This window comes from Limnohabitans sp., from assembly GCF_031539175.1.
Classification (GTDB): domain Bacteria; phylum Pseudomonadota; class Gammaproteobacteria; order Burkholderiales; family Burkholderiaceae_C; genus Limnohabitans.
Genome location: NZ_JAVKLQ010000045.1, coordinates 1 through 9,869, shown reverse-complemented (window position 1 = coordinate 9,869; position 9,869 = coordinate 1). Strand labels below are relative to the sequence as shown.

General features: G+C 55.1%; 11 protein-coding genes. 5 read left to right on the top strand and 6 right to left on the bottom strand.

Annotation, left to right across the window (positions count from 1 at the left end; translation table 11 throughout):
* The first annotated feature begins 69 nt into the window (after window positions 1–69).
* Both RMS95_RS08155 and RMS95_RS08150 read left to right on the top strand, forming a co-directional pair.
* Window positions 70–789, top strand: a complete 720-nt coding sequence (locus RMS95_RS08155) for a CoA pyrophosphatase (protein WP_310645191.1) — start codon at window positions 70–72, stop codon at window positions 787–789.
* A 37-nt stretch (window positions 790–826) separates the two neighbouring features.
* The gene (locus tag RMS95_RS08150) at window positions 827–1,807 is read left to right on the top strand and encodes a CobD/CbiB family protein (RefSeq protein ID WP_310645188.1); all 981 of its coding nucleotides are present in this window, start codon (window positions 827–829) and stop codon (window positions 1,805–1,807) included.
* Between the two features lie 5 nt (window positions 1,808–1,812).
* On the opposite strand, the gene rsgA is transcribed toward RMS95_RS08150, so the two are convergent.
* Window positions 1,813–2,700 (bottom strand): ribosome small subunit-dependent GTPase A, encoded by an 888-nt coding sequence (gene rsgA / locus RMS95_RS08145; RefSeq protein ID WP_310645186.1) that lies wholly within the window; start codon window positions 2,698–2,700, stop codon window positions 1,813–1,815.
* Complete coding sequence (locus RMS95_RS08140) at window positions 2,697–3,953, bottom strand: M48 family metallopeptidase (protein WP_310645193.1); 1,257 nt, start codon at window positions 3,951–3,953, stop codon at window positions 2,697–2,699. Before RMS95_RS08140 ends, rsgA begins: the two co-directional genes overlap by 4 nt.
* Before the next feature lie 54 nt (window positions 3,954–4,007).
* Here RMS95_RS08140 and orn point away from each other — a divergent pair, with 54 nt between their 5' ends.
* The 3 genes from orn to RMS95_RS08125 all read left to right on the top strand — a co-directional run bounded on the left by orn (window position 4,008) and on the right by RMS95_RS08125 (window position 8,119).
* Window positions 4,008–4,592: an oligoribonuclease gene (orn, locus tag RMS95_RS08135; protein ID WP_310645184.1), complete on the top strand. Its 585-nt coding sequence runs from the start codon at window positions 4,008–4,010 to the stop codon at window positions 4,590–4,592.
* A 235-nt stretch (window positions 4,593–4,827) separates the two neighbouring features.
* Window positions 4,828–6,735, top strand: a complete 1,908-nt coding sequence (locus RMS95_RS08130; RefSeq protein ID WP_310645182.1) for a DEAD/DEAH box helicase — start codon at window positions 4,828–4,830, stop codon at window positions 6,733–6,735.
* A gap of 94 nt (window positions 6,736–6,829) precedes the next feature.
* Window positions 6,830–8,119: a hypothetical protein gene (locus RMS95_RS08125; RefSeq protein ID WP_310645180.1), complete on the top strand. Its 1,290-nt coding sequence runs from the start codon at window positions 6,830–6,832 to the stop codon at window positions 8,117–8,119.
* Window positions 8,120–8,122: 3 nt separating this feature from the next.
* On the opposite strand, the gene RMS95_RS08120 is transcribed toward RMS95_RS08125, so the two are convergent.
* From RMS95_RS08120 to RMS95_RS08105, 4 genes are read right to left on the bottom strand one after another with little or no spacing between them, the layout of a single operon-like run.
* Window positions 8,123–8,722 carry a 2-hydroxychromene-2-carboxylate isomerase gene (locus RMS95_RS08120; RefSeq protein ID WP_310645178.1) on the bottom strand — a complete coding sequence of 200 codons (600 nt, stop codon included), beginning with the start codon at window positions 8,720–8,722 and terminating at the stop codon, window positions 8,123–8,125.
* 13 nt (window positions 8,723–8,735) lie between these two features.
* On the bottom strand, window positions 8,736–8,876 hold the full coding sequence (locus tag RMS95_RS08115; RefSeq protein ID WP_310645176.1) for a hypothetical protein: 141 nt from the start codon (window positions 8,874–8,876) through the stop codon (window positions 8,736–8,738).
* On the bottom strand, window positions 8,876–9,094 hold the full coding sequence (locus RMS95_RS08110; protein WP_310645175.1) for a SlyX family protein: 219 nt from the start codon (window positions 9,092–9,094) through the stop codon (window positions 8,876–8,878). The genes RMS95_RS08115 and RMS95_RS08110 overlap by 1 nt, the downstream gene beginning before the upstream one ends.
* 35 nt (window positions 9,095–9,129) lie before the next feature.
* On the bottom strand, window positions 9,130–9,669 hold the full coding sequence (locus RMS95_RS08105) for a hypothetical protein (RefSeq protein ID WP_310645173.1): 540 nt from the start codon (window positions 9,667–9,669) through the stop codon (window positions 9,130–9,132).
* Window positions 9,670–9,869 lie beyond the last annotated feature (200 nt).

Genomic DNA, 9,869 nt, shown 5'->3' with positions numbered 1-9,869 from the left:
TTTGGTATCGTTCTTCTCGGCTGAGGTGCTTGTACATTGGGCAATTTCGATTTGGCGGTTAAAGCGGCCATGATGCTCTCGCATCCTCAGCCACCTATAACCAGTTCATCTTTGTTGCACTTCGTCCTTGAATCCGCCCCTCAAAAAATCGCGGTGACGCGGGTGGACCACCATCTGGCACCTGTGCCCCGTCACGCGTTCACGGCGCAGGCGTTGCAAGCACGTTTTGCCCATCCCCCACTTTGGCAGCCTGAGTTGGTGCGTGAACGAAAGTTCCTTGAACGAGCCCCCGCGCAAGCGGCCGTTCTGTTGGCCTTGGTGATGCGTGACGAGCCCACCGTGCTGTTGACGCAACGCACGGTACACATGTCAACCCATTCAGGACAAATTGCATTTGCGGGTGGAAAGTGCGATCCAGAAGATCGTGATGTGACAGCAACGGCCTTGCGCGAGGCGCAAGAGGAGGTCGGGCTTGAGGCGCGTCATGTTCAGGTCTTGGGTACCTTGCCCGAGTATGTGACCGGTTCTGCTTTCTTTGTCACGCCGGTCGTGGCTTTGGTGTCGCCAGAGATGCATTTGCAGTCCAACCCCGACGAAGTGGCTGACACCTTCGAAGTGCCTTTGGCTTTTTTGATGAATCCAGCACACCATCGCTGGCACACCTTCGAGCATGAGGGGGGTAGGCGTGAATGGTTGTCGATGCCTTATCAAGATGGTCCTCATTTACGCTTCATTTGGGGCGCAACTGCAGGCATGTTGCGTAACTTTTATCGATTCATGTCGGCCTAAGCCCGATGCACCACGGGGCAACCGCTATCATCGCGTTATGAGTTTTTTGGCCCTGCTCTTTGCTTTATTGATTGAACAAGCCCGTCCGTTGGTGCACAACAGCTGGGTTCATCGCAGCTGCCGTGCTTGGGTGGTGTGGTTGAGTCAAACCCTCGATGCGGGTCACGCCCGATTGGCGTGGACCACTTGGGCGCTGGCGGTGGGGGTGCCCACTTTCATCGCCTTGCTGGTGCATGCCGTGCTGATGTTTGTCTTTGGCTGGCCTGTGGCCGTGATTTGGAGCATTGGCGTTTTGTATGCCTCGCTCGGATTTCGCCAATTCAGCCATCATTTCACTGAGATTCGTGATGCATTGGACGCTGGCGACGAGCGTCTTGCGCGGGAATTGTTGGCGGATTGGCAGCACGTGTCGGTGGGGAGCTTGCCACGCAGCGAGTTGCTCAGGCACGTGATTGAACATTCCGCGTTGTCTGCGCACCGCCACGTGTTTGGTGTGTTGGCGTGGTTTTCTGTGTTGGCTGCCATTGGTTTTGGGCCTGCGGGCGCCGTTTTTTACCGCATGAGCGAGCTGGTGTCCCGTCATTGGCGCAACGTTGACAAGCAAAAAAGGGGCTGGATCAGCGACACCTTGCAAGAAGCCGGGGACACCGCATGGCACGCTGTGGATTGGTTTCCTGCACGACTGACGGCGCTTGCCTTTGCCGTGGTGGGCAATTTTGAAGAAGCCATTGATTGCTGGCGCAACCATGCCCAACGTTTTCCTGACGACAACGACGGCGTTGTTTTATCTGCCACGTCGGGTGCGTTGAATGTGCGTCTAGGTGGCGAAGCGTTGCGCCCAGATGCGGCGACCCGCTTGGGTGAGACGCTGGATGCTGACGACTTCGACAGTGAAAGCACGCCGGGTCGTGCGCCAGAAATGGCCCATTTGGCTAGCTTGGTGGGCCTCGTTTGGCGCAGTGTGGTGCTGTGGATGGTGCTGCTGGCGCTGCTCACCTTGGCCCGTTTGTTGGGCTGACCGCTTCAGTAGTGGGCAGGCTGCGTTAATTCGGCAAACAGCAAACCATAGAGCTTGTAACGCGACGCCGTGATCTCGCCTGACGTCACGGCGGCTTGCACGCCGCAGCCGGGCTCATGCAAATGTGAGCAGTTGTAAAACTTGCAATGCGCCACATGCGGTTTGAAGTCAGGCATGTAAGCGGCCAGTTGCATGGCATCAATGTGATGCATGCCAAATTCTTGAAATCCAGGCGAGTCAATCAAGCCCGTCGTCCGCTCTGCATCAACCCAATGCCACGTGGTGGAGGTCGTGGTGTGACGCCCCGAATTGAGGGCATGCGAAATTTCACCCGTTGCCACGTTGGCATGCGGAATGAGTTGGTTAATCAGGGTGCTTTTGCCTGTGCCCGAGGGGCCGAGGACCAACGTGGTCTTGTGGTTTAGGCGTTCAGACAAATCACCCAAGTCCCCGTCTTTGAGTCCCAGCGATAGCACGGTGTAGCCCATGCGTGCGTAGGGCTCTAGTCTGGCCAAGGCACGGTCAAAAGGTATTGTTAAGTCGCGTTTGTTGAGCGCGATCAAGGGGGTGATGTGTTCCGCTTCTGCCGCGATCAAGGCGCGGGTGAGCTGCATTTCGGAGAACTCCGGCTCGGCCGCGATCAAGATCAAAATTTGATCGAGATTGGCGGCGAAAGACTTGGTGCGAATTTCGTCTTGTCGGTAAAACAAGTTGCTGCGGGGCTCGACTTTTTCAATCGTACCTTCGTCCGTGCTGGCTAACCATTGCACGCGGTCTCCCACCACCACTTGGCTTTTCTTGCCACGCGGATGGCAAATGCGTCGCTCGCCGTCGGGTGTTTCTACCACGCAGTGGCGTCCGTGGCTGGCGACCACCAAACCGGTTTGTTTCATACGTTGAACCGTGCCAAGCGCTGCGATGCGGGTGGGTGTGAGTAGTAGAACGCCACAAACCACGGGTCGGGCGTGAGTGTGGATGCGTTGTCTTGGTAGAGCTTGAGCAGGGCACTGCTCAAGGCGCTGGCTTGGCTGTTGGCCACCGCGTAGGCATCTGCCTCGAACTCAAATCGGCGTGATCGTCTTGCTGAGAGCGGTGAGACAAAGAAAGTCAGCAGCGGCAGCGTGAGTATGAACAGCAACAAGGCCAAGGCACTGTTGCCGCCATTCAAATTGGGTGTGATACCCAAACCTGTGTAAAACCAAATCTGTTGCGAGAGCCAGCCCAGCAGTGCCAATCCAGCCAAACTCATTGCAAAGTTGGTGGCCATCATTTTCAAAATGTGTCGATGTTTGAAGTGGCCGAGTTCATGGGCCAGCACGGCTTCCATCTCATCGCCATTAAGTTGCGCGAGTAAGGTGTCAAAGAACACCACGCGTTTAGAGGCGCCAAATCCTGTGAAAAATGCATTGGAATGCGCGGAGCGGCGGCTGCCATCCATCACGAAAAAGCCCTTGGCTTTGAAGCCTGCACGGTCCATCAATGCCGTGACCCGCGTTTTCAAGGTGTCGTCTTCGAGCGGGGTGAATTTGTTGAACAGCGGCATGATGAAGTTGGGGGCAATCCACATCACCAACAGTTGGTAGGCCACCAAAGCGGCCCAGGCATACAGCCACCATCGTGGCCCGCCGCTGTCCATCAGCCAAAGGATCAGCCACAAAATTGGCAAACCCAACACGGCCCCGACCAGCAAGCCCTTGGCCATATCACTGAGCCACAAGCGCACGGTGGTGTGGTTGAACCCAAAGCGTTGTTCGACCCCAAATGTTTGGTAGAGCGACAAAGGCAGACCAATGAGTCCGCCGATGAGTGCAAAGCTGACCACCAAGATGACTTGCTGTGCCATGCCAATGCCCATGACGTTCAGTGTCACTTGGTTCAGCAAATCGAGCCCGCCCAAAAGCGTCCAGCCCAACAGCATGGCGGCATCCAGCGCCATGTCCAGCATGCTCACTCGCGATTTGGCGAGGGTGTAATCGGCGGCTTTTTGGTGAGCCTGCAAGGTGATGGTGTGTGCAAATGCGGTAGGTACCTGCGCACGGTGCTGCGCTACATAGCGCACTTGGCGACCACTGAGCCAGAGTTTGGTGAGCAAGTTGGCGATCAACAAAATCGCCAGCGATAGGGTCATCGCGAAAGAGGGGTTCATCATGGAGGGTGAGTTTAGATGAAGCGCTGCAGATGATGGGCGACAATCCTGCGCATGTCTGAATCTTTGAACCTCCCTGTTGTCCCCAAACTTGCCAAGTCCGATATGAACTTGGTGTGGCTCGATTGCGAAATGTCGGGCCTTGAGCCAGAGCGCGAGCGTTTGCTCGAAATTGCTGTGATCGTGACGTGTCCCAATTTGGTCACCCGCATTGAAGGGCCCGTGTTTGTCATTCACCAAAGTGATGAGGTCCTGAACAAGATGGACGCTTGGAACAAAGGCACGCACGGTAAAAGTGGGTTGATCGACAAAGTCAAAGCCTCCACCGTGACCGAAGAGCAAGCACAAGAACAACTGATTGCGTTCTTGAAGCCTTACGTGTCTAAGGGCGTGTCGCCGATGTGTGGCAACACCATTGGTCAAGACCGTCGTTTTTTGAACAAATACATGCCTAAATTAGAGGGGTGGTTTCACTACCGCAATGTGGACGTCAGCACCCTCAAAGAACTGGCCCGCCGCTGGAAGCCAGAGGTGCAAAAAGCATTCAAGAAAGCCCAAAAACACACGGCGCTGGCCGATGTTCACGAGTCCATTGATGAAATGCTGTACTACCGTGAGCACTTCTTGAAGCTCGATTAACCTTCGGTTTGCATGAGGATTAGGTATAAACCCGAATTTGTGCCATAATCAAAGACTTCGCTGCGCAAAGTGGCGAATTTGTACATCTACCTTCATTCACCGGACTCGCTAAATGAGTCCCAAGCACTGAAAAAACCCTAGACGGGTCAGAGCAGGTTCCGTTTGATGGTTGATGTTTTTTAACCTAGAACGGAGCAGCCGCACAACTTGCGGCGCTCACGTGCGAGAAAAAATCATGACTGACACTTTAAATGTGACAGGCGAATTTGCGCCTGCCGAAACTATTTCTATTTCCGCTCCAGAAGTCATCTCTTCTGAAACTATTTCTACAGAAGCGGTTCACGCTAACGTCGAAGCAGCCGTTGAGCAGCCTGAGGCCCCTAATGGTTTCGTCTTGTTGGGCTTGGCCCCTCAATTGGTACAAGCTGTGAAAGATTTGGGCTACACCCAGCCGACCACAGTTCAACAAAAAACCATTCCTTTGGCACTGCCAAATGACAACGCAGATGCCAAGGCTGGGTTCATCGACTTGATGGTGTCTAGCCAAACAGGTAGCGGCAAAACTGCTGCGTTCTTGTTGCCCGTGTTGCACACGTTGCTGAAGCAACAAGCCGAAGCCGAAGCCAAAGAGCGCGCTGATTTTGAAGCTGCAGTGGCCGAAGCCGAAGCCAAAGGTGAGCCTGCCCCTAAGCGCCCCAAGCGCAAAGACCCCACCAATGCGCGCAACTTCAAAGCCCCTACACCTGGCGCTTTGATCGTTTGCCCAACACGTGAACTGGCCCAACAGGTGGCGCATGACGCCATCGATTTGGTGCAACATTGCCGCGGTCTGCGCGTTGCCAACGTTGTGGGCGGCATGCCTTACCAGTTGCAAATCGCCAAACTGCAAAACGCCGATTTGGTGGTCGCCACACCTGGCCGCTTGTTGGACTTGCAGCGCTCTATGCAAATCAAATTGGACCAAGTTCAGTTCTTGGTGGTGGACGAAGCCGACCGCATGTTGGACCTCGGTTTCTCGGACGACTTGGCTGAAATCAACCAACTCACCATTGACCGCAAGCAAACCATGATGTTCAGCGCCACGTTTGCGCCGCGCATTCAGCAGTTGGCCACACGCGTCATGCGTCAACCCCAACGCGTGCAAATCGACTCGCCACAAGAGAAGCACAGCAACATTCGCCAAATCTTGCATTGGGCGGACAACGCGCAACACAAGCGCCGCTTGTTGGATCACCTCTTGCGTGACACCACCATTAACCAAGCCATCATCTTCGCCAGCACTCAAATTGAGTGCGACGGCTTGGCCAATGACTTGCAACAAGAAGGCTTCTCGGCTGTGGCATTGCACGGTGCGTTGAGCCAAGGTTTGCGTAACCGTCGCTTGATGGCTTTGCGCCAAGGTCAAGTGCAGTTCTTGGTGGCAACCGACGTCGCGGCTCGCGGCATTGACGTGCCCACCATCACCCACGTGTTTAACTTCGGCTTGCCCATGAAGTCTGAGGACTACACCCACCGCATTGGCCGTACCGGTCGCGCGGGCCGTGATGGCTTGGCTGTGACTTTGGCCGAGTTCCGCGACAAGCGCAAAATTTACGACATCGAAGCCTACACACGCCAGCAGTTCACTGCTGAAGTGATCCCTGGCATGGAGCCTACCCAACGCGTTGAACAACGCGGTGGCCGTGATTTTGACCGCAAAGGTGGCGGCGGCAAATTTGGTGGTGGCGGCCGTGGCAATAGCTTCGGTGGCGGCGGCAAATTTGGCGGCGGCGGTGGTCGATTTGAAGGTCAAGGTCGTTTCGAAGGCCGTTCAGAAGGCCGCTTCGAGGGCCGTTCTGAGCCACGTTTCGACGATCGCAAAGGTCAGTCGTTCGAGCCACGTCAAAACAACTTTGATGCCCGTCAAGGCGGCCCGCGCGGCAACTTTGGCGAAGGTGCGCCTCGTGGCAACTTCGGTGGCGGTCAAAACTTTGGTCAACCTTCGGGCCCCCGTAGTTTTGACGATCGTGCTCCCGCACGTGGTCCACGCGCCCCGTTTGAGGCAGGTCGTACGCCTTTTGACAAGGCACCACGTCCAGCTGGCAAGTCTTTTGGCGGCTTTGACGCCAAGAAACGCGCACCTAAGCCACGCACACCGCGTTAATTTTCAGCTCGGCTGAACCAGACGTTCGGCCAACTCGTTGCACAATTGTGTAATGCGTTGGTTTGAACGTCTTTTTTTTGGTCTTTTACTTGGTGTGGCTGTAAGTGCGGCCCATGCATGGACAACCCACGCCATCGGCACTTGGCAAGCGCTCAATGCGTTGCCTGAAGTTCGCTCAGAGCCCATGGTCAAGGCGGAGCCTCTTGCCAGCTTCCTGAAAGACCAAGGGCCTGTCCTCGAGGGCTTGTTACAACAAGAAGAACAGTGGGCGAGGGGGCACATTCGCAATTACCCCGCACGTCCCGAGGTGCTGTCCTATCGCCACGACAAAGATGCGGATCCCAGTGTGTGGGTGCATCGTTTCTTGAGCGCTGTGCGCGCTAACCCAAATATGCCGTTGCCGCTGTATCTGCAGCTTCAGCCCACCCCCCAGGCATTGGCCGATAACCACCGCCCTGGGTTGACATGGCAAGACGTCAGTTTGCACAAAGATGCCCACATGGCGGATAACAAATTCGTCGCTTTGCGCGATGCCGAGTTTGTTTCTGTTTTGGACGTGATCGCTACTGCGTCCGACGAGCCCGATTACGGTTTGGACATCGGTTTGTGGGAAAACAACGCCACGGAGTTTGGGCAAAACTATGGGTTTGGTAAGCAGCCCTTGGGCGATCCCAAGCACCCAGCGTCTAGCCAGGTGTCATTTCACAGCGGCTATTTCCACGAATCGCCCCTGATGTACGCCTCCTCGGGCGCTTTGCGCCGAACGTTCCCCGAATACCGCCTGCATCTGTGGCAAACCTTGGCACGGCATGCCATGTTGTCTGGTCATTCTTATTGGGGCTGGCGATTTGCAGGTTGGGCCATGCATTACGCGCAAGACCTCACGCAGCCCTATCACGCCAGCGTGTTGCCCAGTCGCTCTGTTGCGAGCATGTGGTGGGGCGATGTGTTGGCGCTCACGGGCCTGCCACAAGCGAAAGACGAGGCGTATGCGCAGGTGTCAGGTCGGCATGCCGTGTTGGAGAGTTTTCATCAGCAGAGCTTGCTGTCGGCCCTTCACAAAGGGGAGCTCAACCATCCGCATTTGCTCGCGTTCGCAAATTTGTCCAAAGACCAAGGTCGCTTGGTGTTGACGGAATTCAGCTTGCGCGATGATGTTTCGAAATCAGCTTATGCAGCCGCTGACGAGTTGGATGCTTTGGTGATCAAGACCTTCCCAATGATGGGCAACGAGGCGGTGAATGGCGCTCAATCCGTGACGAATTACAGTGCCATCGCTCAGCAATCCAACCCTGCGACGCGCGACGCCCTAGACAAGAATTTACGAGACCTGTCGGGCAACTTCGGGCGCGTCACTCGCGCCATTTGGCGTCGTTTGCGCTAAGCGTCAAACGCCCAGTTTGCGGGCCACAAAATCCAAGCGGTCTTGACCCCAAAACATTTCCCCATCCACCACATAGCTCGGCGCACCGAAGACATGCGCATCAATTGCGCTTTGGGTGTTTTGCGCGTAAATGGCTTGCACCTCTGGGGTTTGAGCGCGTGCGATGCAGCTGGCATCGAGTCCGTGCTCATGTAGCAATTCGGCCAGCACTTGCAGATCTGCAATATTGCGCTGCTCAGCCCAGACGGCGGTCAGAACGGCCCCTGTGTAAGCCATTGCGGCTTGTGCATCGTGCTGCTGGTCGACTGCGATGATCACGCGTGCCGCGTCATCTCCTGCGACGGGGAAAAATTTCGGTTCAACGTGCAGCGGGATGTTCAATGCCTCGCTGAAACGCGCCAACTCAACCAAACGGTACTTTTGGCGCTGCGGTGCACGTTTGCCTAAAGGCAGGCCACCAGAGATAGGGAAGACTTGACCCAAATCGACGGGCATGACGCGCAGAGTTGCGCCCGCTTGTTTTGCCAAATCCCAAACACGTTGGTGGCCCAAATATGTCCAAGGACTTTGAGGGGCAAAGTAGTAATCAAGGGTGTGTGACATGTGTGTGGGTATTTCAAATAAAAACGAGGGACAACATGGCGGCGTCGTCGATCAAGTTGATCACGGCGTAAGCTGCCAATCTGTAAAGTACCGCAGTGGCGATGTCTTGAATCGCCAAGGCCGCATTGGTTGATGGGTATTCAATGGACGTCATCAGTAGTGTGGCGGCAGTTCATCGCGCAAGCTACGGAAGGAGCCACTGCCCCCGTCCGGTGTTTGGATGCGTAATTGACTCACTTCGCGCAGCAGTGCATCAATCTGTTCTTGTTGGCGGAAGATGGTTTGGTTGAGTTGCTCGACCAAATCTTCGGTGAAACTGGCCTTGATCTCAAGGTCCATCAAGCGCTGTTCAACGGCTGTATGTGTTTGCATGGCTGTATTGGACATCAAACCCGCGGTCTTCATCGTCACTTGTGTGAATCACTTTGTCCCATTGCCGTCAGTTTGGCGCGCAGATTTTCTAATTCGCGTTGGTAGCCCTCGGCATCGCCGTAATCGACAAAGCCGTTGTAATACGGATGAGCCACCAGCACTTTGCGCGCGTGCTTGATGGGGCACCAGTACTGCTCGGTCCGCGCCACCACTTCGCGAGCGTAGGCCATCAACCCATTGCCGTAAGAGCAGTAAGCGCAGTTGATTTTTTCGATCGCATTCAAATAGGCGAGGTGGCTACGGTCATACACAAAATAATCACCCCTAACAACGCGCGGAATGCCGTAGGCCCGAAAGCAGATGTGTTGGTACACCGTGATGGCGATGTCTAGCAGCAACATCGGAAAAATCACGGCATAAATGATGGGTGCTGTCACCACGCTGAGCCAATTGGCGCTGCTCATGTATGTCAGCAAGCCCATTTTGAAGCGCTTGTGTTGCGCCAAGATTTCTTCTTCGAAATGAATTCGTTTCTCTTCGAAATCAGCCTGCAACTCGGCACGTCGCGTTTTCATGACTTGCTCGATTTCGGACTCCATTTGGCCGATCCGATCTAATAATTCTGCGATTTTTGGGTTGGCGGATTCAAGGACGAAGTGCAACAAAGATGAACTGGTTATAGGTGGCTGAGGATGCGAGAGCATCATGGCCGCTTTAACCGCCAAATCGAAATTGCCCAATGTACAAGCACCTCAGCCGAGAAGAACGATACCAA

Coding starts and splice junctions, on each gene's coding strand:
- RMS95_RS08140 (WP_310645193.1), bottom strand. CDS start 3,953: ATGAACCCCTCTTTCGCGATGACCCTATCGCTGGCGATTTTGTTGATC.
- RMS95_RS08130 (WP_310645182.1), top strand. CDS start 4,828: ATGACTGACACTTTAAATGTGACAGGCGAATTTGCGCCTGCCGAAACT.
- RMS95_RS08150 (WP_310645188.1), top strand. CDS start 827: ATGAGTTTTTTGGCCCTGCTCTTTGCTTTATTGATTGAACAAGCCCGT.
- RMS95_RS08120 (WP_310645178.1), bottom strand. CDS start 8,722: ATGTCACACACCCTTGATTACTACTTTGCCCCTCAAAGTCCTTGGACA.
- RMS95_RS08110 (WP_310645175.1), bottom strand. CDS start 9,094: ATGCAAACACATACAGCCGTTGAACAGCGCTTGATGGACCTTGAGATC.
- RMS95_RS08155 (WP_310645191.1), top strand. CDS start 70: ATGATGCTCTCGCATCCTCAGCCACCTATAACCAGTTCATCTTTGTTG.
- RMS95_RS08105 (WP_310645173.1), bottom strand. CDS start 9,669: ATGAAAACGCGACGTGCCGAGTTGCAGGCTGATTTCGAAGAGAAACGA.
- RMS95_RS08115 (WP_310645176.1), bottom strand. CDS start 8,876: ATGACGTCCATTGAATACCCATCAACCAATGCGGCCTTGGCGATTCAA.
- orn (WP_310645184.1), top strand. CDS start 4,008: ATGTCTGAATCTTTGAACCTCCCTGTTGTCCCCAAACTTGCCAAGTCC.
- rsgA (WP_310645186.1), bottom strand. CDS start 2,700: ATGAAACAAACCGGTTTGGTGGTCGCCAGCCACGGACGCCACTGCGTG.